The sequence below is a fragment of the Micromonospora sp. NPDC049282 genome (genome assembly GCF_043197045.1).
Classification (GTDB): Bacteria; Actinomycetota; Actinomycetes; order Mycobacteriales; family Micromonosporaceae; genus Micromonospora.
Genome location: NZ_JBICSL010000016.1, coordinates 31,622 through 54,884, shown reverse-complemented (window position 1 = coordinate 54,884; position 23,263 = coordinate 31,622). Strand labels below are relative to the sequence as shown.

18 protein-coding genes are annotated in these 23,263 nt (G+C 72.6%); 12 read left to right on the top strand and 6 right to left on the bottom strand.

What is annotated here, in order from left to right:
- The first annotated feature begins 21 nt into the window (after positions 1 to 21).
- Both ACGFI2_RS23725 and ACGFI2_RS23720 read left to right on the top strand, forming a co-directional pair.
- The gene (locus ACGFI2_RS23725; RefSeq protein WP_393520768.1) at positions 22 to 330 is read left to right on the top strand and encodes a hypothetical protein; all 309 of its coding nucleotides are present in this window, start codon (positions 22 to 24) and stop codon (positions 328 to 330) included.
- Positions 331 to 606: 276 nt separating this feature from the next.
- Complete coding sequence (locus ACGFI2_RS23720; RefSeq protein ID WP_393520766.1) at positions 607 to 1,332, top strand: methyltransferase domain-containing protein; 726 nt, start codon at positions 607 to 609, stop codon at positions 1,330 to 1,332.
- Between the two features lie 106 nt (positions 1,333 to 1,438).
- Here ACGFI2_RS23720 and ACGFI2_RS23715 read toward each other — a convergent pair whose 3' ends face one another.
- Positions 1,439 to 2,440, bottom strand: coding sequence for a LacI family DNA-binding transcriptional regulator (locus ACGFI2_RS23715; RefSeq protein WP_393520764.1), 1,002 nt, complete (start codon positions 2,438 to 2,440; stop codon positions 1,439 to 1,441).
- 152 nt (positions 2,441 to 2,592) lie between these two features.
- Between ACGFI2_RS23715 and ACGFI2_RS23710 the strand changes: the two genes are divergently transcribed.
- From ACGFI2_RS23710 to ACGFI2_RS23690, 5 genes are read left to right on the top strand one after another with little or no spacing between them, the layout of a single operon-like run.
- On the top strand, positions 2,593 to 4,104 hold the full coding sequence (locus ACGFI2_RS23710) for an alpha-N-arabinofuranosidase (protein ID WP_393520762.1): 1,512 nt from the start codon (positions 2,593 to 2,595) through the stop codon (positions 4,102 to 4,104).
- A 38-nt stretch (positions 4,105 to 4,142) separates the two neighbouring features.
- Positions 4,143 to 5,477, top strand: coding sequence for an ABC transporter substrate-binding protein (locus ACGFI2_RS23705; RefSeq protein WP_393520760.1), 1,335 nt, complete (start codon positions 4,143 to 4,145; stop codon positions 5,475 to 5,477).
- Positions 5,478 to 5,483: 6 nt separating this feature from the next.
- The gene (locus tag ACGFI2_RS23700) at positions 5,484 to 6,446 is read left to right on the top strand and encodes a carbohydrate ABC transporter permease (protein ID WP_393520758.1); all 963 of its coding nucleotides are present in this window, start codon (positions 5,484 to 5,486) and stop codon (positions 6,444 to 6,446) included.
- Between the two features lie 10 nt (positions 6,447 to 6,456).
- Positions 6,457 to 7,281, top strand: coding sequence for a carbohydrate ABC transporter permease (locus ACGFI2_RS23695; RefSeq protein WP_393520756.1), 825 nt, complete (start codon positions 6,457 to 6,459; stop codon positions 7,279 to 7,281).
- Entirely contained in the window at positions 7,278 to 8,309 is a 1,032-nt protein-coding gene (locus ACGFI2_RS23690; RefSeq protein ID WP_393520754.1) for a glycoside hydrolase family 43 protein, read from the top strand. The genes ACGFI2_RS23695 and ACGFI2_RS23690 overlap by 4 nt, the downstream gene beginning before the upstream one ends.
- 90 nt (positions 8,310 to 8,399) lie before the next feature.
- Here the strand turns inward: ACGFI2_RS23690 and ACGFI2_RS23685 are convergent, their stop codons facing one another.
- Positions 8,400 to 9,908: an amino acid permease gene (locus tag ACGFI2_RS23685; RefSeq protein WP_393520752.1), complete on the bottom strand. Its 1,509-nt coding sequence runs from the start codon at positions 9,906 to 9,908 to the stop codon at positions 8,400 to 8,402.
- A gap of 244 nt (positions 9,909 to 10,152) precedes the next feature.
- On the opposite strand from ACGFI2_RS23685, the gene ACGFI2_RS23680 reads away from it, so the two are divergent.
- On the top strand, positions 10,153 to 11,811 hold the full coding sequence (locus ACGFI2_RS23680; protein ID WP_393520750.1) for a glycoside hydrolase family 10 protein: 1,659 nt from the start codon (positions 10,153 to 10,155) through the stop codon (positions 11,809 to 11,811).
- Positions 11,812 to 11,861: 50 nt separating this feature from the next.
- Here the strand turns inward: ACGFI2_RS23680 and ACGFI2_RS23675 are convergent, their stop codons facing one another.
- Both ACGFI2_RS23675 and ACGFI2_RS23670 read right to left on the bottom strand, forming a co-directional pair.
- Entirely contained in the window at positions 11,862 to 12,548 is a 687-nt protein-coding gene (locus tag ACGFI2_RS23675) for a class I SAM-dependent methyltransferase (RefSeq protein WP_393520748.1), read from the bottom strand.
- A 163-nt stretch (positions 12,549 to 12,711) separates the two neighbouring features.
- Positions 12,712 to 13,359, bottom strand: a complete 648-nt coding sequence (locus tag ACGFI2_RS23670) for a PadR family transcriptional regulator (RefSeq protein ID WP_393520746.1) — start codon at positions 13,357 to 13,359, stop codon at positions 12,712 to 12,714.
- 196 nt (positions 13,360 to 13,555) lie between these two features.
- Here ACGFI2_RS23670 and ACGFI2_RS23665 point away from each other — a divergent pair, with 196 nt between their 5' ends.
- The gene (locus ACGFI2_RS23665; RefSeq protein WP_393520744.1) at positions 13,556 to 14,098 is read left to right on the top strand and encodes a phospholipase; all 543 of its coding nucleotides are present in this window, start codon (positions 13,556 to 13,558) and stop codon (positions 14,096 to 14,098) included.
- A 96-nt stretch (positions 14,099 to 14,194) separates the two neighbouring features.
- Here the strand turns inward: ACGFI2_RS23665 and ACGFI2_RS23660 are convergent, their stop codons facing one another.
- Complete coding sequence (locus ACGFI2_RS23660; RefSeq protein ID WP_393520742.1) at positions 14,195 to 17,005, bottom strand: ATP-binding protein; 2,811 nt, start codon at positions 17,003 to 17,005, stop codon at positions 14,195 to 14,197.
- 128 nt (positions 17,006 to 17,133) lie between these two features.
- Positions 17,134 to 17,355, bottom strand: coding sequence for a zinc ribbon domain-containing protein (locus tag ACGFI2_RS23655; RefSeq protein WP_393520740.1), 222 nt, complete (start codon positions 17,353 to 17,355; stop codon positions 17,134 to 17,136).
- Positions 17,356 to 17,411: 56 nt separating this feature from the next.
- On the opposite strand from ACGFI2_RS23655, the gene ACGFI2_RS23650 reads away from it, so the two are divergent.
- From ACGFI2_RS23650 to ACGFI2_RS23640, 3 genes are all read left to right on the top strand, one after another.
- On the top strand, positions 17,412 to 18,797 hold the full coding sequence (locus tag ACGFI2_RS23650; protein WP_393520901.1) for a lytic murein transglycosylase: 1,386 nt from the start codon (positions 17,412 to 17,414) through the stop codon (positions 18,795 to 18,797).
- 72 nt (positions 18,798 to 18,869) lie between these two features.
- Positions 18,870 to 19,886, top strand: coding sequence for a GNAT family N-acetyltransferase (locus tag ACGFI2_RS23645; protein ID WP_393520899.1), 1,017 nt, complete (start codon positions 18,870 to 18,872; stop codon positions 19,884 to 19,886).
- Positions 19,887 to 19,980: 94 nt separating this feature from the next.
- Positions 19,981 to 23,253, top strand: a complete 3,273-nt coding sequence (locus ACGFI2_RS23640) for a lamin tail domain-containing protein (RefSeq protein WP_393520739.1) — start codon at positions 19,981 to 19,983, stop codon at positions 23,251 to 23,253.
- Positions 23,254 to 23,263: the final 10 nt, after the last annotated feature.

Sequence of the window (23,263 nt, the reverse complement as noted above, 5' to 3'; positions counted from 1 at the left end):
GCCCGGGGTCACAATGACCTCATGCTCAAGTGGGAGTACGCGCTGCTGGTCCGCCGCCGCCAGCCCGCCGCCAACGACGCCGGCTGGGAGATCGTCTTCTCCTGGTACGGCCCGGACGGCTCCATGGTCGACGTCACGCCCTACGGCGACACCGCGCTGGCCCACCTGAACCGGGCCGGCGACCAGGGCTGGGAGCTGGTGGCGATGAGCGAGGACCCGTCCCTGGCCGGCAACAACGAGCTGCACCGCTATCACCTCAAGCGTCCGAAGCCGGCAGCCCCGCAGCCCCGCCAGCGTATGCGCCCCTCCCGCCGAACCCTCTCCACCTGAGTTCAGGGGCGCGGTGGAAACACCGCGTGCGCCCTCGGGCCCCGGGTCGACGCCGATGGCGCACCAGGGTTGATCCACACTTCTTCGCCGAGGTGGCGGCGTCAACCGCACTCGGATGTCTCCACCTCGGCGAGGTGGAGTCGATCAAGTCCGCACGCCCGCCCCCGACGCGACCCCTGGTCGGGATCGGCCGTCCCGGCCCTCAAGGACGGGTGGGCCGGGTGGGTGGGCGTGTATCGGGGCGGAATGGGGGTAACGCGCCGCCGGAGGTGGCGCATGGTGGCGATGGGGCAGGCCGCGCTCTCGGGTGAGCGGCTCCGGCAGGCCGACGGCTTCCTCGCCGAGGCGTGGGTCGACCTGGCGCGGCACGACGAGCGGCTGCGCGGCACGACCGTGGAGGTGCGCTTCGACCGGGGCGTGGCCCACCTGACCGGCGAGGTCGCCGACCCGGCGCAGCTCCGGCTGGTACGGGAGCTGATCGGCCGGTTGGCCGGGGTGCTCGGGGTCTGGTGCCGGGTGGGCGTGGCCGGTCGACCGCCGGTGGTGGTGGACCTGGGCTGCGGGGCGACCAAGCAGTGGCCGGGCAACCTGGGGCTGGACATCTATCCGGCGCCGGGGGTGGACGCGGTCGCCAACCTCTCCGGTTCACTGCCGCTGCGCGACGACTCGGTGGACGTCTTCTTCGCGGTGCACATCGTCGAGCACCTGATCGACTTCCTGACGCTGTTCGACGAGTGCCACCGGGTGCTGCGGCCCGGCGGGGTGCTGCACGTGATGAGCCCGTGGTGGCGGCATGTCAACGCGGTGGCCGACCCGACCCACGTCCGCCTGCTCGACGTGCAGACGTTCAAGGGCATCTGCGGTCAACGCCCGCCCGGCGCCCCGCGCTGGTATCCGCTGCACGTGGGCTGCGACGGCGCCTCCATCTTCGCCGACCTGACTCCGCTGCCCCCCGACGCCCCCGCCCCGCCCCCGTCCCACCTGGCCCGCTTCTTCGACTGACCCGCCGCCCACCTCGCCGGTCTTGCACTTTGGGCCCCGTCGGGGGACAGCCCCGCGATGTCGGGGCACCAACTGCAGGATCGCCGAGGACGGGGTGCGGGGTGGGTCAGGGGGCGGATTCGCGGAGGGAGAGGCGGTGCGGGGCGACCAGTTCGCGGGGTGGGGCGTCGCGGTCGGCGGTGAGGCGGCCGGCGAGCAGTTCCACGGCGAGGCGGGCGATGCGTTCCTTGTCCGGCGCGACCGTGCTCAGGGTGGGGATCGAGAAGCGGCCGTCCTCGATGTCGTCGAAGCCGGCCACCGCTACGTCCTCCGGCACGCGCAGGCCGGCCTCGTGCAGGGCCCGCAGCGCGCCGAGGGCGAGCGTGTCGTTGAAGCAGAAGACGGCGTCGGGGCGTACCCCGGAGGTGAGCAGGTGCCGCATGGCGGCCGCGCCGTCCGCGCGGTGCCAGGCCGGCGCGGGCGCCACCAGGCGTTCGTCGTACCCGATGCCGGCCTCGGCCAGCGCGGCGGCGTAGCCCGCCAGGCGCAGCCGGGCGCTGGCGCCCTCGGGGGTGCGCTGCGAGCCGATCGCGGCGATCCGGCGGCGGCCGAGCCCGACCAGGTGGGTGGTGACCTCCTGGGCGGCGGCCACATTGTCGATCATGACGTGGTCGGCGGGGCCGTGGTCGACCCGTTCGCCGAGCAACACCATGGGCAGGCCGGCGAGGCCGGCGAGGTCGTCGGCGGTGAGCGCGAGCGGGCTGAGGATCAAGCCGTCGATCATGTGGTCACCGATCCCGCTGGCGGCCTTGCGTTCCTGCTCGGGGCCGCCGCTGGTCTGGTCGATCAGCACCGTCCAGCCCTGGTCGGCGGCGGCGGTGACGACGTGCCGGGCCAGCTCGGCGAAGTAGGGAATGTCGAGTTCGGGGACGGCCAACGCGATCACGCCGGTGCGCCCCTTGCGCAGGTTGCGGGCCGACAGGTTGGGTCGGTAGTGGAGTTCGGCGATGGCCTCCTCGACCCGGGCCCGGGTGTCGGCGCGGACGTGCTGGTAGCCGTTGACGACGTTCGAGACGGTCTTCACCGACACGCCGGCCCGCTCCGCCACGTCCTTGAGCCTGTGCCGCACTGAACTTCCTCCCCGCCGAGCACTCCGGGCGCACTCTACCGCGTCACGACGACGTAACGACCTCTTTACAGCAACCGTTACAACGTTGTAGAAAACCAGGGACACGGTGACCACGGTCACCGGGAAGCGACCCCGAGGGAAAGGTGGCATCCGTGCCGAACGCGCAGCTCACGGTCGACCCGGCGTTTCGGGTCGGTGAGGCCGACCGTCGCATCTTCGGCTCCTTCGTCGAGCACATGGGGCGGTGCGTCTACGGCGGGATCTACGAACCCGGGCACCCGAGCGCCGACCCGCGCGGCTTCCGCCGCGACGTGCTGGACCTGACCCGCGAGATGGGCGTCTCGGTGGTCCGCTATCCCGGCGGCAACTTCGTCTCCGGCTACCGCTGGGAGGACGGCGTCGGCCCGGTCGGTGACCGGCCGCGCCGGCTCGACCTGGCCTGGAAGACCATCGAGACCAACGCCTTCGGGTTGGACGAGTTCATGACCTGGGCCGCCGAGGCCGGGGTCGAGCCGATGATGGCGGTCAACCTCGGCACCCGCGGCGTCACCGAGGCGCTCGACCTGCTGGAGTACGCCAACCACCCCGGCGGCACCCAGCTCTCCGACCTGCGCCGCAAGCACGGCGCCGAGCAGCCGTACGGGGTGCGGCTGTGGTGCCTCGGCAACGAGATGGACGGGCCGTGGCAGGTCGGGCACAAGACCGCCGACGAGTACGGCCGGCTGGCCGCCGAGACCGCCCGCGCCATGAAGATGACCGACCCGTCGATCAGCCTGGTCGCCTGCGGCAGCTCCGGCCGGGGGATGCCCACGTTCGCCTCGTGGGAGGCGACGGTGCTGGAGCACACCTACGAGCACGTCGACTACATCTCCGCCCACACCTACTACGACCCCTCCGACGGCGACCGGGCCAGTATCCTGGCCTCCGCGGTCGACATGGACGCCTTCATCACCGAGGTCGTCGCCACCGCCGACCACGTCGGCGCCAAGCTGCGGCAGAAGCGCAAGCTCAAGGTCTCCTTCGACGAGTGGAACGTCTGGTACCAGTCCCGCCTGCAGGCCGATCTGGACCGGCGCGGCTGGGTCGAGGCGCCGGCGTTGATCGAGGACGACTACACCGCGGACGACGCGGTGGTGGTCGGCGACCTGCTGATCACCCTGCTGCGGCACGCCGACCGGGTCGGGGTGGCCTGCCAGGCGCAGCTCGCCAACGTGATCGCCCCGATCCGCACCCGCAACGGCGGTCCCGCCTGGCGGCAGAGCATCTTCCACCCGTTCGCCCTCACCGCCCGGTACGCACGCGGCACCGTGCTGCGCACCGAGCCGGTCGGCCCCACGTACCCGACGAAGCGGTACGGCGACGTGCCGGTGCTGGACACCGTCGCCGTGCACGACGAGGAGACCGGCGGCCTGGCCGTCTTCGCGGTCAACCGGGGCCCGGACGACCTCCCGCTCGACCTGGACCTGCGTGGCCTGCGCGGGCTGCGCGGCGAGGCGCACACCACCCTCGCGGCCGGGGCCGACCCGTCCGCCACGAACACCGAGGCCGACCCGGAGCGGGTCGCGCCCCGGCAGCTCACCACCCCCACCCTCGACGGCGGCCGCTGCACCGTGGCGCTGCCCGCCACCTCCTGGAACCTGCTGCGCTTCGTACCTCAGCCGTGACCAGGCCATACTCCATTTCCGTCCCCCAAGGAGTTCGCATGATCCAGAACGAGATGAGCCGGCGGCGCCTGCTCGGCCTCGGCGTCGGCCTCGGCGCGGCGGCCTCGCTGACGCTGGCCGGATGCGGTGGCGGCAGCAGCAGCCCCGACAAGTCCGGCGCGGCCGGGAACGGCGGCAAGGACTACACCGGTCCGAAGGTCGACCTGAAGCTGTGGAACGGCTTCACCGGCGGCGACGGTGACATCTTCAAGACCCTGGTGCAGCAGTTCAACAGCGAGCACCAGAACATCGCGGTCAGCGTGGTCACCTACCAGTGGGAGGACTACTACAGCAAGCTCCCCGGCGCGGTCTCCAGCGGCAACGGCCCGGACATCGCGGTGATGCACATGGACCAGCTCGCCACGTTCGCCGCCCGGGGCACGATCAGCGAGCTGGACGACGTGGCCAAGAACCTGGAACTCAGCGAGGGCGACTTCGCCCCCACCGTGTGGAAGGGCGGCCTCTACCACGACAAGCGGTTCGGCATCCCGCTGGACATGCACCCGCTGGGCTTCTACTACAACAAGGCCGTCATGCAGAAGGCCGGCCTGGACCCGAACAAGCCGCCGGCGACGAAGGACGAGTACACCGCGGCGCTGACCGAGCTGAAGAAGTCGGGCGTGCAGGGCTTCTGGGTCAGCCCGTTCCAGTTCACCGGCGGCATGACGTTCTACAGCCTGCTGCACCAGTGGGGCGGGAAGCTCTTCGACGACGAGGTGGCGAAGGCGACCTTCAACTCCGACCCGGCGGTCGAGGCGTGCACCTGGCTGGTGGACCTGATCAAGCAGGGCCACTCGCCGGCCAACGTCGGCCAGGACGCCGACTACCTGGCGTTCAAGAGCGGCAAGAACGCCTTCAACTGGAACGGCATCTGGCAGATCAACGACCTGAAGAAGAGCGCGAACGTGCAGTGGGGCGTGGCGCCGCTGCCGCAGATCGGCAGCCAGCAGGCCGCCTGGGCGAACTCGCACAACTTCACCATCGTCAAGCAGCGCTCGTCGAACGAGAACAAGGTCTCCGGCGCGAAGGTCTTCATCAACTGGCTCAGCCAGCACTCCCTGGACTGGGCCAAGGGCGGCCAGGTGCCGGCCCGCAAGGCGGTCCGGGAGAGCGCCGAGTTCAAGGCCCTCACCGAGGTCAACGCGCTCGCCCCCGAGCTGGAGTACGCGGCGTTCCCGCCGGCCGCCCCGGGCCTCGGCGAGACCATGCTGACCTTCTACAGCGCCTTCAACGAGGCGGCGCTGGGCAAGAAGTCGCCGAAGCAGGCGCTTGACGACGGCGTGGCCAAGGCGAACAAGCAGCTCGAGGACAACCGCAAGAAGTACGGGAACTGATCCGTCGTGGCGGACGTGATCGAGGTCGGGGCGGCGCGTGACGGCGCGCCGCCCCCGGCGGGGCGTACCCGTCGCCGGGGCGCGACGGAACGCGGCCACCGGGCGACGCCGTACCTCTTCCTCGCGCCGTACCTGATCCTGTTCGGCGTCTTCGGTCTGGCGCCGATCGTGTTCGGGCTCTGGATCAGCCTGCACCAGTGGGACCTGCAGCTGCCCAACCGGCCGTTCATCGGGCTCGGCAACTACCAGGACCTGTTCTCCAGCGACTCGGCCATCTACGGCGACTGGTGGTCCAGCGTCCGGGCCACCGGCATCTTCACGCTGTTCTCGGTGCCGCTGCTGGTGGTCGTCCCGCTGGGGCTGGCGCTGCTGCTGAACCGTTCCTTCCCCGGCCGCACGTTCTTCCGGGCCGCGTTCTTCGCCCCGTACGTGCTGGGCGTGGCGGTGATCGGCCTGCTCTGGCGGTTCCTGCTGGACGCCAACCTGGGCCTGGTCAACCGGCTGCTCGGCGCCGCCGGGCTGCCCGCGGACACGCCGTGGGTCACCGACGTGCCGTGGGCCTACGTCTCGCTGGTCGGCGTGACCGTCTGGTGGACCTGCGGCTTCAACGCGGTGATCTACCTGGCCGGTTTGCAGGACATCCCGGCCGAGCTGTACGAGGCGGCGAAGGTCGACGGGGCCGGCGGGTGGGACCGGTTCCGCCACGTGACGATCCCCGGCCTGCGCCCGGTCATGCTCTTCGTCTTCACCACCACGATCCTCGCCTCGGCGAACGTCTTCGGGCAGGCATTCCTGATCACGCAGGGCGCGCCGGGCGAGCAGACCCGGACCGTGGTCTGGCGGATCGTCGACGAGGGCCTGCGCGACTACGACGCCGGTCGGGCCGCCGCGATGAGCGTGTTCTTCGCGCTGATGCTGGCGGTGGTGAGCATCGTCAACTTCCGGCTGTTCCGCTACCGGGAAGACTGAGGGGACGACCATGTCGAATGTGCGTCAGGTGGTGCGCTACGCCGTACTGCTCCTGATCACCGCGATCTTCGTGACGCCCCTGGTGTGGATGCTGCTGACGTCGGTGAAGACCTACGACGACGCCCAGCAGGATCCGCCGAGCTGGCTGCCGAACCCGTTCTCCACCTACGGCTACGACCAGATCGTCAACAACGCCGCCAACCCGGTGCTGCGCTGGTTCCTCAACAGCATGCTGGCGGCCAGCCTGCACACACTGCTGGTGCTGGTGACCGCGTCGATGGCCGCGTACGCCCTGGCCCGGATGCGGTTCCGTGGTCGTAAGGTGCTGTTCGCGCTGATCGTGGGCACGCTCTTCCTGCCGCCCACCTCGCTGATCATCCCGAACTTCCTGATCGCCGAGAAGCTGAGCTGGATCGACACGCTGACCGTGGTGATCGTGCCCGGCGCGGCGAGCGCGTTCGGGGTGTTCTTCCTGCGTCAGTTCTTCCTCTCCATCCCGGCCGAGCTGGAGGAGGCCGCGGTGCTGGACGGGGCGAACCAGTGGCAGATCTTCCGCCAGGTGCTGCTGCCACTGTCGAAGCCGGCCCTGGCCACCCTGGCGGTGCTGTCGTTCCTGACCAACTGGAACGACTTCCTCTGGCCGGTGTACGTGCTGTTCAGCCCGGAGCGGCTGACCCTGCCGGCGGGCCTGGGCCTGCTCCAGGGCGCGTACGTGACCGACTATCCGGTGATCATGGCGGGTGCGATGCTGGCCAGCGTGCCGGTGCTGATCCTGTTCGTGTTCGCCCAGCGCCACGTCATCCAGGGCGTCTCCCGCAGCGGCCTGAAGGGATGACCGGCCCGTTCACCAGGCGTCGCGGCGCGGTGGCCCTGGCCACCGCGCCGCTGCTCGCCGCGCTCATCGCCGGGTCGCTCGCCGGTTGCGCCAGCGGACCCGCCCCATCCAGTACGCCGGAGGACGCGCGCGTGTTCACCAACCCGGTGGTCCGGACCGACGCCCCCGACTCGCAGGCGATCCGGGTCGGCGACACCTGGTACCTGTTCCACACCAATGCCGGCGGCCAGAACGTCCCGGTGCTGACCTCACCCGATCTGGTCGAGTGGACGCCGGCCGGGGACGCGCTGCCGGAGTTGCCGGACTGGGCGGACGCGGGGAAGACCTGGGCGCCGGAGGCGATCCAGCTCGCCGCGGACCGCTTCGTCCTCTACTACACCGTCGCCGACCGCGCGTCCGGCCGGCAGTGCCTGGGCCGGGCGGTGGCCGACACCCCGCTGGGGCCGTACGCGGACGACTCCGACAAGCCGCTGGTCTGCCAGCCGGACCTGGGCGGCTCGATCGACGCCAGCCCGTTCCGGGACACCGACGGCAGCCTGTGGTTGCTGTGGAAGAACGACGGCAACGCGATCGGGGTGGACACCTGGCTCTGGTCGCAACGCCTCTCGCCGGACGGGCTGCGGTTGACCGGCCCGGCGACGAAGCTGCTGCGGCAGACCGAGCCGTGGGAGGGCACCCTGATCGAGGGCCCGTTCTTCCACCGGCACGACGGGAAGCTGTTCCTGTTCTTCGCCGCCAACGCCTACGACAAGGACACGTACGCCGAGGGCTACGCGGTCTGCGAGGGCCCGACCGGGCCGTGCGTGAAGGCGCCGGAGAACCCGATCCTGAAGAGCAACGACGTGGCCACCGGTCCGGGTCACGCCTCGATCGTCGAGCAGGACGGTCGCACCTGGCTGCTCTACCACGCCTGGCCGCCGGGCCAGGAGGGCACCACCGACCCGGGCCGCCAGGTGTGGCTGAACGAGCTGGTCTGGACCGACGGCAAGCCGTCCCTACGCGGCCCGCTCCGCGAGGTGCAGCGGTAAGGAGGGGCCCCTTCTTGACGCCTCCGGTATAGAAGGGGCCCCTCTCGACACCGAGTGTTGAGAGGGGGCCCTTCCTTCTGTCAGGCCGGGTCAGGGGGTGGGGGTGGGGGTGGGGGCGGGCTCGGGGGTGTCCTCGGCGTGCTCGCGGCGGGCCAGCCGGTTCTTGCGGTGCCCGTAGCCGAAGTAGATGATCCCGCCGAGCGCCATCCAGACCAGGAACCGCACCCAGGTCTCCACCGACAGGTTGAGGCTGAGGTAGAGGCAGGCCAGCGCGGTGAGGATCGGCAGCACCGGCGAGAACGGCACCTTGAACGGCCGCTCCAGGTCGGGGCGCTTCCTGCGCAGGATCGGCACCGCGATCGCGACCAGCATGAACGCGCAGAGCGCGCCGATGCTGACCAGGTCGGCCAGCGCGGACAATGGCAGGAAGCCGGCGAGCAGCGCCACCGCCACCGTCATGATCGCGGCGATCCGGTACGGGGTGCCCCAGCGCGGGTGCACCTTGGCGATCGACGGCGGGATGAGCCCGTCCCGGGCGATGGCGAAGCCGATCCGGCCCATGGCCACCAGGTCGACCAGGATCACGCTGGTCAGGCCGGCGACGGCGGCGATGGAGACGAGCGTCGCGGCCCAGCCGGCGCCGACCGCCCGGAACGCGGACGCGATCGGCGCGCCCTCGTCGATCTCGGTGTACTTGACCATGCCGACCACGACCAGCGAGACGCCGATGTAGAGCACGGTGGAGATGACGAGCGTGCCGAGCAGGCCCAGCGGCAGGTCGCGCTTGGGCTTGCGGGTCTCCTCACCCAGGTTCGCCACGGCCTCGAACCCGGTGTACGCGAAGAACACCACCGCGGCGGCGGTGAGCACCCCGACGAAGCCGAAGACGGAGGGCTCCAGCCCGAACAGGGCCTGGGTGACCGGCTGCTTGATGCCGTCGTCACCGGCGCCGGCCGGCTCGCTGGACGGGATGAACGGGGTGAGGTTGGCCGCCTTCACGAAGAACAGTCCGGCGATGACCACGAAGGCACAGATCGCCACCTTCACCAGCACCAGCACGTTTGTGACCCGGGCGGACTCGCGGATGCCGACGATGGCGACCACGCCGAGCAGCAGCACGATGCCGATCGCGCCGAGGTTGACGATGCTGCCCTCCTCGGCGAACCAGGCGCTGGGCAGGCCGAACAGGTCGGCGAGGTAGCCGGACCAGCCCCGGGCCACCACCGCCGCGCCGAGCGCGAACTCCAGCAGCAGGTCCCAGCCGATGATCCAGGCGACGATCTCGCCCATGGTGGCGTACGCGTAGGTGTAGGCGCTGCCGGCGGTCGGCACGCTGGAGGCCAGCTCGGCGTAGCAGAGCGCGGCGAGCAGCGCGACCACGCCGGCGATGCCGAAGGAGATCACCACGCCCGGGCCGGCGCTGTTCTTCGCCTCGACGCCGGTCAGCGTGAAGATCCCGGTGCCGATCACGATCCCGATGCCGAAGCCCATCAGGTCGACCGGGCCGAGCCGGCGCCGAAGCCCCGGCTTGCCGTCCTCGCCGTCGGCGTCGCCCTGGGCGAGTACGTCCTTGATCGGCTTGGTCCGCAGGACTGACATGGATCACCTCCGCCAACGGTGTGACCACCGCGTCGGCGGTCCGTGGTCGGCCAAGCTACCCACCCCTCCGCTTCCCCAATCCAGTACACCGGGTGTCGGAATGGTCACGATCCGGGGTGTGGCCCGGGGGGCTTGCGCCGGATCGGGATTGATGAAAGTTTCCTACCGGTGGCGTAATTATCGCGGCGAATGTTGCCGAAGACGCCACCGTCCGCCCCCGGACCCGACGAAGGGACCGCACCGCATGAAGGCAACTCCGCTCAGGGCAGCCGCGCTGGCCGTGGCGCTGCTCGGCGCGCTTGTCGCCGGCGCCCCGGCACAGGCCGCGCCGAACGCGACGACTACCACCGACACCACCGACTGCGTCACGAACCCGGCCATCCCCAAGCGGCAGTTCCGGGCCATGTGGATCGCCTCGGTGACGAACATCGACTGGCCCAGCAAGGACTCCTGGACCGCGCCGGACCAGGTGGCCAAGCAGAAGGCCGAATACCTGGGCTGGCTCGACCTGGCCCGGAAGCTCAACCACAACGCCGTCGTGGTCCAGGTCCGCCCGACCGCGGACGCGTTCTGGCCCTCGCCGTACGAGCCGTGGTCGGAGTACCTGACCGGCGTACGCGGCAAGGACCCGGGCTGGGACCCGCTGGCCTTCCTGGTCGCCGAGTCGCACAAGCGGAACCTGGAGTTCCACGCCTGGTTCAACCCGTACCGCGTCTCCATGCCGGCCCCCGGCGGCGCCGGCGCCGACCTGTCCCAGCTCGCGCCGGACAGCCCGGCCCGGGCGCACCCGGACTGGGTCTTCGCCTACCCGCCGGCCGGCGTCGCCGGCAGCCGGCTCTACTACAACCCCGGCATCCCGGCGGTCCGCGAGTTCGTCCAGACCGCGATGATGGACGCGGTCAACCGGTACGACGTGGACGGCGTGCACTTCGACGACTACTTCTACCCGTACCCGAGCGGCACCCACCAGGTGCCCGACGACGCCACCTTCGCCCAGTACAACCGGGGCTTCACGGACAAGGCCGACTGGCGGCGGGACAACATCAACCTGCTGATGCAGGAGATGAACACCAAGATCAAGGCGGCCAAGCCGTGGGTCAAGTTCGGGGCCAGCCCGTTCGGCATCTGGCGTAACGCGTCGGCCGACCCGAACGGCTCGGACACCACCGGCTCGCAGTCGTACGACATCATCTCCGCCGACACCCGCAAGTGGATCAAGGAGGAGTGGATCGACTACGTCGTGCCGCAGCTCTACTGGTACATCGGCCAGTACCCGGCCGCCGACTACGCCCGCCTGGTGCCGTGGTGGGCGGAGCAGGTGCGCGGCACCCGGGTCCAGCTCTACATCGGCCAGGCCGACTACAAGAGCGGCGACCCGGCGTACGGGTCGTACTGGATGAACCCGCAGGAGCTGTCGAACCACCTGACGTTGAACCGGTCGTACCCGGAGGTGCTCGGCAACGTGCACTTCTCGGCCGTGCAGGTACGGGCGAACCGGCTCGGCGCCACCGACATCTACGCGGCCGAGCACTACTCGCGGCCGGCGCTGGTGCCGACCATGACGCACCTGCCGCACAAGCCGCTGCTCTTCCCGGTGGTCACCAAGGCCCAGCGGGAGGCGGACGGGGTGCGGCTGAGCTGGCGGCAGCCCGCCGACGGCAAGGGCCCGCTCGGCACCGCCACCTCGTACGCGATCTACCGGTTCGACGGCCTCGGCCTGGCCGGACGCTGCGACTTCGCCGACGCGTCCCACCTGGTCGGCACCGTGCGGGCCACCGACGGCGCCACCCGGTCCTGGGTGGACAGCACGGCGGTCGCCGGTAACCGCTACACCTACTACGTGACGGCGCTGGACCGGCTGGCGAACGAGAGCCCGGCGAGCCCGCCGCGCTTCGTCCGCTGACCGGTGACGCCCGGGGCTCCCGCCGTGGAGCCCCGGGCGTTCCGCACGGCTCAGCCGGCCCGGGTGAGCCGGACCTCCAGGCCGATCCCCCCGTCCCGGTCCACCTCGGCGCCGCCGAACGCGCTCGCCCCGGCGAGCCGGGCGAAGGTGTCGGCGGTGACCGCCCGCCGGCGCAGCATCCGCAGCGCCGAGCGGGTCCAGAAGGCGTCCAGCCGACCCAACCCCATCCCGGCCACCTCCCGCTCGATGTCCGCCGCCGACACGTCGGCCCGCAGGTCGTGGATCACCGCCCGGCCGCCCGGCCGCAGCACCCGGTGCAGCTCGTCCAGCGCCCGCACCGGGCGGACGAAGTTCTTGAACGCCGCCTGGCAGACCACCAGGTCGAACGCGCCCGCCGGGAACGGCAGGTCGTGGACGTCGCCCTGGCGGAAGTCGACCGCCACGCCCGCCTGCCGGGCGGCCTCGCCGGCCAGCGCCACGAACGTCCGGCTGACGTCCAACCCGGTGATCCGGTACGCCCCGAGCCGGGCCAGCTCGATCGCCAGGTAACCGGGGCCGGGCGCGACCTCCAGCACGGCCGCCCCGTCCGGCAGCCCGGCGGCCAACCCGGCGGCCTGCCGGCGGTACTCGGCCAACTGGGCCGCCGAGCCGCGGTTGCGGGCGTACCAGCGGGCCGCCGCCCCCTCCATCTCGGGCATCATCTTGCGCTTGGGCGCGCGCAGGTCCTTCGTACCCATCTCTTCCTCCGTCTCGATTCGTGCGGGCACGAACCGACCCGGGGACGGACGCCCGGTTATCGTTGCGGTTGCCACCTTGCGGCCGGGTTGCCGTTCCCGCGGTATCGGTTCGCAGGTCAGGGCCCCGGCGGCGGTGTTACCGCACCCCGCCGGGGTCCGTGGGTCAGTGCGCTTCGGTCCCCCTCTCCGCCGGCTCCGCCCACTCGGGCGGCATGGCGCCGGTCTCGTGCCAGGCCCGCCAGGCGGCCAGCCCGGGCAACGAACCGGTGGTCAACTCGTCGAGCAGCCCGCGCACCCAGGTCGCCTCGGCCTCGCGGACGGCCAGGTCGTACTCGGCCTCGACGAGGAAGAGCCGGGGCACCTCGCGGGCGTGCCGGGCCAGCGCGGCCCGCTGCGCGGCGAGCTGCTCGGTCAGCCGGTCGAGGCGCTGCCGCAGCAACTCGGTCGCCTCGGCCGGGGTGAGCGCGCCGAGCACGGACAGGCCGGCCTCGAACCGGGGGTGCTCCCGCTCCGGCACGGCGACCAGCTCCCGGGTCCAGTCCACGAGCTCCGCCCGCCCGGCGTCGGTGATCCGGTAGACGGTCCGCTCCGGACGCCGCCCCTGCCGCCCGCTCTCCACCGCCGCGAGCAGGCCGTGCCGCTCCAGGTTCGCCACCACCGTGTAGAGCGAGCCCCACTTGATCGGCATGTCCTGGTCCTTGCCGCGCTCGCGGAGCACGGTGGCGATCTCGTACGGGTGGCGCGGGCGCTCGACCAGCACGGAGAGCACGGCGAGCGCGAGCAGGTTGCCGACCCGGCGCCGCTTCGCCACGACCGACCTCCTCGCCGCCGATTACTCGTAAGCGAGCATAGGCGGCTCGGCCCCCGGGAGTCATTCGTCTGTTTGGGCGGATGTCAGCAAGTGACCGCCCGAGCCATCCCCCGGCGTCACCGCATTGATCGACAATCTTCGAAATCCGGAGATCCCCGGAGCGCCCGTTCCGACGCCGACCACGCGGAGGTCCGCCTTGTCCCGACGCCTCGCCACCACCCTCGCCGCTGGCCTGATCGCCCTGCTCACCGTGCTCGGCCTGGCCTCACCGGCCGCCGCCGCGGTGAGCACCGACCAGAAGCTCTCGGTGCTCTCCTCCTGGACCCAGACCAGCGCCTCCAGCTACAACGCCTGGAACAGCGCCCGGCTGAACCGGGCGCCCTGGACCGAGTACGGCTTCGACTGGTCCACCGACTACTGCTCGTCCAGCCCGGACAACCCGCTCGGCTTCTCCTTCAACCTCTCCTGCTACCGGCACGACTTCGGCTACCGCAACCACAAGGCGATGGGCATCTTCCCGGCCAACAAGTCCCGCCTGGACAGCGCGTTCTACGAGGACCTGAAGCGGGTCTGCGCCACCTACAACGCGGTCGTCCGGCCCGCCTGCTACAGCCTCGCCTGGACCTACTACCAGGCGGTCAGCGTCTTCGGTTCGGTCGCCGCGGTGAAGCAGGCCGACATCGACCGCGCCGCGCGGATGAAGGCCGACGCCGAGCGCCGCGCCGCCGTCCGCGGCTGACCCCACCCGACCCACCCGGTTTCCCGGAAAGAGTGGCTGCCCGGGCCTGGACAGCCACTCTTTCCGGGAATTCGCGCAGGTTGGGGTGAGGTGCGCTCAGCCCGCGGTGCTGCGCGGCTCGGCCGCCGGGCGCGACCCGGACGGGCCGAACCAGAACGAGTCGGCCGTCAGGTCCGGATGCTCCACGTGCAGCGCCAGCGCCGCCGCCTCGTCCAGCCGCAGCCCGGCCCCCGCGCCGTACGCCGCGTCGAACGCCTCGTCGCCCAGGTTTCGTCGCAGCTCCGCCTGCCGGGCCAGCCAGTACGGCTCGAAGATGCCCGGGGTTGCCCGTAGGCTCGCCCGGGTGGCCTGCGCCGCGCCGAAGAGCCGGGCCGCGGCCACCGCGTCCCCGGCCAGCGCGCACCGCACCGCGATCGCGTTGATCGTGTCGCAGGCCTGGCCCAGATAGCCGTGGCTCATCCGGGACCGCAACGCCACCAACAGGTGCTCGTGCGCCGCGACCAGGTCACCCCGGCCCAACGCCACCAGGCCCAGCAACATGTCCACCGACCGGCGACCCCGCTCCACCGGGCGCGCCGCCTCCACCGGACGGGCCGCGCCGAGCACCTCGGCCGCCTCCTCCAGCGCACCCCGCCGCCAGAGCAGCTCGGCCAGGTTGTAGACGGCGAGCAGCGCGTCGCCGACCACGTCCTGCGCGTACGCCCAGTCGAGCACCTCACGGCAGACCCGCTCCGCCTCGGCGAACTGGCCCATGTCGACGAGCGGCGCGGCGCGGCCGGCCAGCACCCGGGCCAGCAGCCCCAGGTCGCCGGCCTGCCGGGCGGCCGCCTCGGCCCGCTGCGAGTAGCGCAGCTCCTCGGCGAACTCCCCGTCCGCGCCCGCGTGCAGCGAATGCATGTGGTAGGCGGCGGCCAGCTCGGCCTCCGGGATCTCCTCGCCGGTCTCGGCGATCCGGCCGTAGAGCCGGAACAACCACAGCCGCCCCTCCCGGGCCAGCCCACGCTCGCGCCACCACTGGTCCAACCCGCCGGCCAGGTACAGCCCTGACCGGGCGCTGCCGCCGGTGGCGCACCACCGCAACGCGGCCCGCAACTCGCCGGCCAGCGGGTCCAACGCGTAGAGGGAGAGCGTCACCGGCCGGCCGTCCGGGCCCAGGTGCGCCCGGTCCAGCGCGTGCCGGGACCAGGCGACGTGCCGGTCCCGGGCGGCCTGCTCCTCGCCCGCGGAGATCAACCGGCGCGCCGCGTACGCCCGGATCGGGTCCAGCATCCGGTAGGTGCTGCCCGAGGCGTGCGGCTCGGCCAGCACCATCGACTTGTCCACCAACACCGACAGCGGATCCAGCGGGTCCTCGTCGAGCAACCACTGCACGGTCGGCAGGTCCACCGGGCCGGCGAAGACCGCCATCCAGCGCAGCAGCCGGGACGAGCGGGCGCCGAGCGTCCGGTAGGACCAGGTCACCGTGGCCTGGATGGTCAGGTGCCGCTCGCTGGCCGACCGCTGCACCGCCCGGGACGCCGGGGTGGGTGGCGCGGAACCGGTCGCGGCGGCCACCAGATCGACCGTGTCCTGCTGGTTGCCGCTCCAGCCGGCCTCCACCGGCGGCGGCTCCGCGGAGTCGCGCCCCGCGTCCAGGGTGCCCAGCATGTCGTCGAGCCGCTCGGCCAACTGCCCGGCGGAGAGCACCCGCAGCCGCGCCGCGGCCAGCTCGATGGCGAGCGGCAACCCGTCCAGCCGGCGCACCACCCGGCGCAGGTCGTCCTGCTCGGTCGGGTGCGGCGGCCGGCCACCCCGGGCCGCGGCCGTACGGTCCAGCAGCAGGGCCACCGCGTCGCTCCCGCCGCCCCCCGGGCCCTCGTCCACCGAGAGCGGCGGGATCCGCCACACCACCTCGCCCGGCACCCCGAACGACTCCCGGCTGGTCGCCAGCACCCGCACCCCCCGGCCGCCGGCCAGCAGCCGGGAGATCACCTCGGCCGACGCGGCCGGCTGGGCGTCGCAGGTGTCCAGCACCACCAGCATCCGGCGCGGCGCCGCGTACTCGACCAGGGTGTCGACCATCGGCCGGCCCGGCTCCGGGCGGAGGCCCAGCACGGCGGCGATCTCGAACGCGACCAGCCCCGGGTCGGTCACCGCGGCGATGTCGACGAACCACACCCCGTCCGGATAGTTCTCGACGATCCCGGAGGCCAGCTCCACGGCCAGCCGGGTCTTGCCCGCGCCGCCCGCGCCCAGCACGGTCACCAGCCGGTACGCCTCCACCAGCCGACCCAGCTCGGCCCGCTCGAAGTGCCGGCCGACGAACGAGGTGACCTGGGTGGGCAGGTTGTGCGCCGCCGCGTCGGCGGTACGCGGGCGCGGGAACCGCCGCTCCAGGCCGGGCGCGACGAGCTGGAACAACCGCTCCCGGTCGTCGAAGCCGCGCAGCCGGTGCAGGCCGAGATCGAGCAGGGAGGCGCCGTCGGGCAACGGGTCGGCGTGGCGGGCGGTGGCGGCCGAGCAGAGCACCTGACCGCCGTGCGCGGCGGCGGCCACCCGGGCCGCCCGGTGCACCTCCGGGCTGGCGTACTCACCGTCGCGCGGCTCGGCGTAACCGGTGTGCAGCCCCATCCGCACCCGGGGCGTGGCATCGGGGTTCGGCCACTCGTGGGCGGCGAGCGCGCGCTGCGCGGCCAGGCAGGCGTGCACCGCGGCGGCCGCGTCCGGGAAGGCGAGGAAGAACGAGTCGCCCTCGGTCAGCAGCTCGGCCCCGTCGGTGCCGGTGAGCGTGTCGCGCAGCAGCCGGCGGTGCTCCGTCAGCACCGGCCGGTAGACCGGGCCGAGCATGCGGGCCAACCGCGTCGAACCCTCGATGTCGGTGAACACGAAGGTCACCCACCCGCTCGGGAGGTGGATCCGTGGCGACATACGTCGAACCTCCGCCCGCTGACGTCGGGTTCATGCTGCCCTATGATCGCGTCGTCACGCATCGTGAGAACGGTCGGGCAGATTCCGACCAAACGTTCCCACCGGCGACGCGACGCCCGCAGCCCCGGTCAGCAGCCGCAGGCACCGCCGCAGCAGCCACCGCCGGCCGGCGCGGGCGCCCCGCCGGCCGAACCGGCGCCGCCCCGGCCGGTGAAGGCCACCGTGGAGAGCAGCTTCACCGTGTCGGCGTGGCCCTGCGGGCAGGTGGCGGGCCGACCGGCCTCCGCCATCGGACGGTTGACCTCGAAGGTGTCGCCGCAGGCGCGGCAACGGAACTCGTACCGGGGCATGCCGCCAGCGTACGGCCGGGCCTGACGCCGTCGCACGGATGGGTGATACTCGTCGGGTGGTGGACGGCGAACGGCGACCTACGATCCGGCCCCTGCGACCCGCCGCGCCGCCCGACGGCGACGCCGCGCCGGTCCCCCGCCCCAGACGGGGCCTGCCCGCCCCTCCTGCGCCCAGGTCCACTCCGGAGTCCGCGGCCGAGCCGGCCGCCGCGCCCGGCACCGGCGTGCAGGAACAGCCCGGAGCCGGCGCGACCACCACCGACGCGAAGCCGGACCGGAAGACGGACGCCAGCACCGGCGCGAAGCCGGCGACCGGCCCGAAGCCGGACCGGAAGACGGACGCCAGCACCGGCGCGAAGCCGGACCCGGAGGCGAGGGACAACGTCGACGGGAAGCCGGACCCGAAGGCAAAGGACAGCGCGGAGGCAAAGGACAGCGCGGACGCGAAGCCGGACCCGGAGGCGGCCGCCGTCGACGCCGCCGCCCCCGCGGCCGGTCGACGGCGGCGGATACCGTTCGCGCACGCCGGTCGGGTGCGGCCGCGACAGCTCGCCGTCGGCGCCGCCCGGGCCACCCGCGCCTGGTCGCGCCGGCCCAGCGGGCGGACGACCCTCCCGGCGCTGTTCCTGCTCGTCCTGGTCGGGGCCGCCGTCGCGGTCGGCGCGGTGCTCGTGCCGGCGGCCGTCCGCAAGCCGGAGCCGGTCGCGGTCGAGGCCACCAGCGCCGCGCCGGTCTCGGGCGTGCCGCAGACCGGCGCCGTGCCGGGGCTGACCGCGGTGCCCGGCCCGACCGGCCTGCCCGGCGCCGTCGGCCCGACCGGCACCCCGCCGGCCGGTGGCACGACCGCCAACCCGATCCTGCCGACCGGCCGACCGGCCGACGCACTCGGCGGGTGGGCGCAGCGGGTCGGCACGACCACCGGGATCCCGGCGGTGGCGGTGCAGGCGTACGGCTACGCCGAGCTGGTGCTGGCGCAGACCCACCGGGGCTGCCAGCTGAGCTGGACCACGCTGGCCGCGATCGGCTTCGTGGAGTCCCGGCACGGCTCGGCCGGCGGGGCGTCCCTGCTGACCACCGGCCTGACCTCGAAGGAGATCCTCGGGGCACCGCTGGACGGGCAGGGCGGTCGCTCCCGGATCCTCGACACCGACCAGGGCCGGCTCGACGGCGACAAGACCTACGACCGGGCGCTCGGTCCGATGCAGTTCATCCCGAGCACCTGGCAGGAGATCGGCGCGGACGCCGACAACGACGGCGTGAAGAACCCGCACGACATCGACGACGCGGCGCTGGCCGCGGGCGAATACCTGTGCAAGGGCGGCCGGAACCTGACCATCCCCGGCGACTGGTGGGGCGCGATCCTCTCCTACAACGATGTGCGGCGCTACGCTCAGGAGGTCTTCACGAAGGCCGACGAGTACGGGCGCCGGAGCGGCACGTGATGTGACGGCGCGCGCACATTCGCGGACTCAACCCTTCCCCCGAGCTGCGGTTGACGGCAAGCTAGACGGGTGATGGTGCGCGAGTGGGACCCTCGGACCGCGTCGTCCGCCGAGATCGCGTCGCTGCTGGACACGCTGAACGCGGTCCTGGCGACTGATCTTCCGCAGGATCCTCCCTGGCGGGCGAACTCCCTGCGGGAATACCTCTGCGAGGTGATGCCCGGCGAACGACGGATCTCCTGGGTCGCCCAGGACGACCCGGCGCCGGACGGCGCCCCCGGCGCGATCGTCGGGCACGTGCACGTGCTGCTGCTCGGCGGCATCGGCGTGCTCGAGGTGATGACGCACCCGGCGCGCCGGCGCACCGGGGTCGGTCGCGAGCTGGTGCGGGTGGCCGCCCGCCGGGTCTGGGACGAGGGCTTCCAGTCGATCGGCGTCGAGGTGGTCGGCGACACCCCGGCCGTCGGGTTCTACGAGGCGCTGGGCTTCACCCGGGAATACGTCGAGACCCGCAGCGTGCTCGACCTCGGCGCGGTGGACTGGCCGGCGCTGACCGAGATGGCCACCGAGGTGGGCGCGGGCTACCACGTCGAGTTCTGCCCGGGCGGGCCGCCGGACGAGCTCATCGAGGCGTACGCGCGGGCGAAGGCCGAGGTGCGCGACATGGAGGACGGCGAGCTGCGCCCCAGCTCCTACGATCCCGAGCGGCTCCGCGACAGCCTCGCCACGCTGCACCGGCGGGGCATGAAGCCGTACATCGTGCTGGCCCTGCACGAGCAGACCGGCGAGGTGGCCGGGTTGACCGAGGTGGTGGTGCCGGCGCAGCACCCGACCCGGGCCGACCAGTACGACACCATCGTGGTCCGCGAACACCGCGGCTACGGCATCGACCGGGCCATCAAGGCGCGGATGCTGCTGGAGCTGCGCTCGACCGAGCCCGAGGTAGCCGAGGTGCAGACCTGGAACGCGCAGGCCAACGAGTCGATGCTCAAGGTCAACGCGGAGTTGGGCTACCGGCCCGACCGCGACTGGTGCGAATACGGCGTGGACGTCGCCGAGCTGGTGCACCGGCTGGACAGTCATCGCTGAGCCCTGTTCACCAAACGGCTGCCCGGGGGATGGACGACGGACCGCCGCGACCCTTAACGTGCGTTAGTTCCCGCCCACCCATCGTGGAGGCTCCATGCGCCCGCGCCGCACACTGGCCGCGCTCGCGACCACCGCCGCCGTCACCGTCACGGCGATCGGTGTCGCACCCCTCGCGGCCAGTGCCGCGCCCACCGACCTGCTCATCTCCGAGTACGTCGAGGGGTCGTCCAACAACAAGGCCGTCGAGCTGTTCAACGGCACCGGAGCCCCGGTCGACCTGGCCGCCGGCGGCTACCAGCTCCAGCTCTTCTTCAACGGCGCCACCACCTCGACCAACGTGGCGCTGAGCGGCACGGTCGCCGCCGGGGACGTGTTCGTCTTCGCCGCCGCGTCGGCCGCGCCGGCGATCCTCGCCCAGGCCGACCAGACGTACGGCGGCGCGCTGTTCAACGGCGACGACGCGATCGTGCTGCGCAGGGGCGAGACGGTGGTCGACTCCATCGGTCAGGTCGGCGTCGACCCGGGCACCGAGTGGGGCAGCGGGCTCACCAGCACGGCCGACAACACGCTGCGCCGGCTGTCCTCGGTGAGCGCCGGCGACACCGACCCGGCGGACCCGTTCGACCCGGCCGCCCAGTGGGCCGGTTTCGCCACCGACACGTTCGACGGGCTGGGCAGCCACACCATCGACGGCGGCGGCCCGGTCGACCAGCCGCCGACGCTGACCTGCGGCGGCGCGCTGACCCTGGAGGCGGGCGCCACCGCGACCCGTGAGGTGACCGCGTCCGACCCCGACGACACGATCACCGATCTCGCGGTCACCTCGGTCGTCCCGGCGCCGGCGAGCGGCTCGATCAGCCGTACCGCGTTCACCCCGGCGGCCGGGGCCGGCGGCACGGCCAGGGCGACGCTGACCGCGACCGGCCTGCCGGCCGGCGGCTACACCGTCACGGTGACCTCGACGGACGCCGACGGCGGCACCGCCACCTGCCCGCTCGCGGTGCAGGCGACGAGCGTGCTGTCGGTCGGCGAGGTGCAGGGCCGCACCGGCGACGACGAGAGCGGCCGCACCGACCGGTCGCCGCTCGCCCCGACCACCGGCAACGGCACCAGCTCGACGCTGTACGACGTCCGCGGCGTGATCACCGGCAAGTCGCTGACCCGCACCTCGGCCGGGGCCGACCAGTGGGGCTTCTACCTGCAGAGCCGGCTCGGCAGCGAGGACGGCGACCCGCTCACCTCGGACGGCATCTTCGTCTTCACCGGCTCGTTCACCACGCTCATCGGCGGCTATGCCCCGACCGTCGGCGACGAGGTGGTGCTCCGCGGCCGGGTCTCGGAATACTTCAACCAGACCCAGCTCTCCAGCGCCTCGCTGGTCCGCAAGCTCGACTCCGGGCTCGACGTGGACACCGCGGTCCGGACGGACGACGCGGTTCCGCCGGCCGAGGCGGACGCCGCCGACCTGTTCTGGGAGCGGCACGAGGGTGAACGGATGCGGGTCCGGGCCGGCAGCGGCGTCTCCGCGCCCCGGCACATCTACGCCTCCACCGCGGACTCCGAGATCTACGTGCTGGACCGCGAGGACCCGGTCATGAAGCGGTCCGACCCGTACGCCCGCCGGGTGTTCCGGGACGCGCACCCGCTCGACGACATCCCGGGCACGCTCTTCGACAACGGCAACAACCAGCGGATCCTGCTGGGGGCCGGCGGCGTGAAGGCGACCGTCGGTGACTCCGGCGCGCTGCTGCCCGAGGCGCGCACCTTCGACACGCTGACCGAGGACGCCTTCGGCTCCGTCTCGTACGCGTTCAGCAAGTACAGCGTGCAGCCCGAGCAGCTCACCCTGACCGGTGGCGCGGACCCGGCCGAGAACCACCCGCCGCGGCCGGCCGACCGCACCAGCGAGGTCGCGGTCGCCACCTACAACGTGGAGAACCTGTACGACTACCGGGACGACCCGTTCGACGGCTGCGACTTCGCCGGCAACAGCGGCTGCCCCGGCGTCAGCCCGCCGTTCGACTACGTGCCGGCCAGCCCGGAGGCGTACGCCGCCAAGCTGGCCGCGCAGGCGCGGCAGATCGTCAACTCGCTGCACAGCCCGGATCTGATCCTGGTGCAGGAGGCCGAGGACCAGGACATCTGCTCGGTGGTCGACGGCAGCCTGGCCTGCGGCGACACCAACGACGCCGACGGCGCGCCGGACACGGTGCAGGAGTTGGCGCTCGCCGTCGCGGCGGCCGGCGGCCCGGCCTACCGCGCCGCGTACGACCGGACCGGCGCTGACGCCCGGGGCATCGCCTCGGCCTTCCTCTACCGCACCGACCGGCTGACGCTGGCCCAGGCCACCGCCGCCGACCCGCTGCTGGGTTCCGCGCCGACCGTCCAGTACCGCTCGGCCGCGTTGCCGTCCAACGCGGACGTGCAGAACCCGAAGGCGTTCAACGCGGTGCTGCCGGCCGACGTGGACCGGTCGACCGGGGTGGACGGCAGCAACGTCTACACCCGGGCGGCGCAGTTGGCCCGGTTCACCGTCCGGGCGGCTCCCGGGTCGAGCGAGCAGTTCACGCTCTGGGCGGTGGCCAACCACTTCTCGTCGGGGCCGGACAGCCGGGTCGGGCAGCGCCGCGAGCAGGCCGCGTACGGCGCCGCGCTGGTGCGGGCGGTCGAGGCGACCGACCAGGACGCGCGGGTGGTCTACGGCGGCGACCTGAACGTCTTCCCGCGCCCCGACGACCCGATCGCGACCCGGCAGAACCCGACCCCGTCGGACCAGCTCGCCCCGCTCTACCAGGCCGGCCTGCACAACCTCTGGGACGACCTGGTCGCGGACGCCCCGGCGGCGGCCTACTCGTACACCTTCAGCGGGCAGGCGCAGACGCTGGACAACATGTTCGTCAACGACCCGATGCACGAGGACCTGGTGCAGGTGCGGACGGCGCACATCAACGCCGACTACCCCACCGACGCGGTGGATCTGGGCGACCGGGGCGCCAGCGACCACGACCCGACGGTGGCCCGGTTCCGCTCCCGCGCCGCGTTGCGGGTGGCCGACACCTCGGTGACCGAGGGCGACAAGGGCGCCACCACGATGACGTTCACGGTCACCGTGTCCCGGCCGCTCTCCGAGCCGGCCCTGCTCTGCGCGGCCACCTACGGCACCACGGCGCAGGCCGGCTCCGACTACGACCCGTACGTGGGCTGCCGGGTGCTGGCCGCGGGCCGGACGTCGCTGGCCTTCCCGGTCACCGTGCGCGGGGACCGCAAGCGGGAGGCGGACGAGCGGCTGACGTTGTACGTGGCCGGCGTGCCGGGGCTCCGGCTGGCCGACCCGTCCGGCGTCGGGACGATCCTGAACGACGACTGACCGGCTGACC

What these genes read in the sequence shown, in the direction of transcription:
- ACGFI2_RS23725 (WP_393520768.1), top strand. Translation starts at nt 22, where the DNA reads ATGCTCAAGTGGGAGTACGCGCTGCTGGTCCGCCGCCGCCAGCCCGCC.
- ACGFI2_RS23720 (WP_393520766.1), top strand. Translation starts at nt 607, where the DNA reads ATGGTGGCGATGGGGCAGGCCGCGCTCTCGGGTGAGCGGCTCCGGCAG.
- ACGFI2_RS23705 (WP_393520760.1), top strand. Translation starts at nt 4,143, where the DNA reads ATGATCCAGAACGAGATGAGCCGGCGGCGCCTGCTCGGCCTCGGCGTC.
- ACGFI2_RS23695 (WP_393520756.1), top strand. Translation starts at nt 6,457, where the DNA reads ATGTCGAATGTGCGTCAGGTGGTGCGCTACGCCGTACTGCTCCTGATC.
- ACGFI2_RS23690 (WP_393520754.1), top strand. Translation starts at nt 7,278, where the DNA reads ATGACCGGCCCGTTCACCAGGCGTCGCGGCGCGGTGGCCCTGGCCACC.
- ACGFI2_RS23685 (WP_393520752.1), bottom strand. Translation starts at nt 9,908, where the DNA reads ATGTCAGTCCTGCGGACCAAGCCGATCAAGGACGTACTCGCCCAGGGC.
- ACGFI2_RS23680 (WP_393520750.1), top strand. Translation starts at nt 10,153, where the DNA reads ATGAAGGCAACTCCGCTCAGGGCAGCCGCGCTGGCCGTGGCGCTGCTC.
- ACGFI2_RS23675 (WP_393520748.1), bottom strand. Translation starts at nt 12,548, where the DNA reads ATGGGTACGAAGGACCTGCGCGCGCCCAAGCGCAAGATGATGCCCGAG.
- ACGFI2_RS23660 (WP_393520742.1), bottom strand. Translation starts at nt 17,005, where the DNA reads ATGTCGCCACGGATCCACCTCCCGAGCGGGTGGGTGACCTTCGTGTTC.
- ACGFI2_RS23655 (WP_393520740.1), bottom strand. Translation starts at nt 17,355, where the DNA reads ATGCCCCGGTACGAGTTCCGTTGCCGCGCCTGCGGCGACACCTTCGAG.
- ACGFI2_RS23645 (WP_393520899.1), top strand. Translation starts at nt 18,870, where the DNA reads ATGGTGCGCGAGTGGGACCCTCGGACCGCGTCGTCCGCCGAGATCGCG.
- ACGFI2_RS23640 (WP_393520739.1), top strand. Translation starts at nt 19,981, where the DNA reads ATGCGCCCGCGCCGCACACTGGCCGCGCTCGCGACCACCGCCGCCGTC.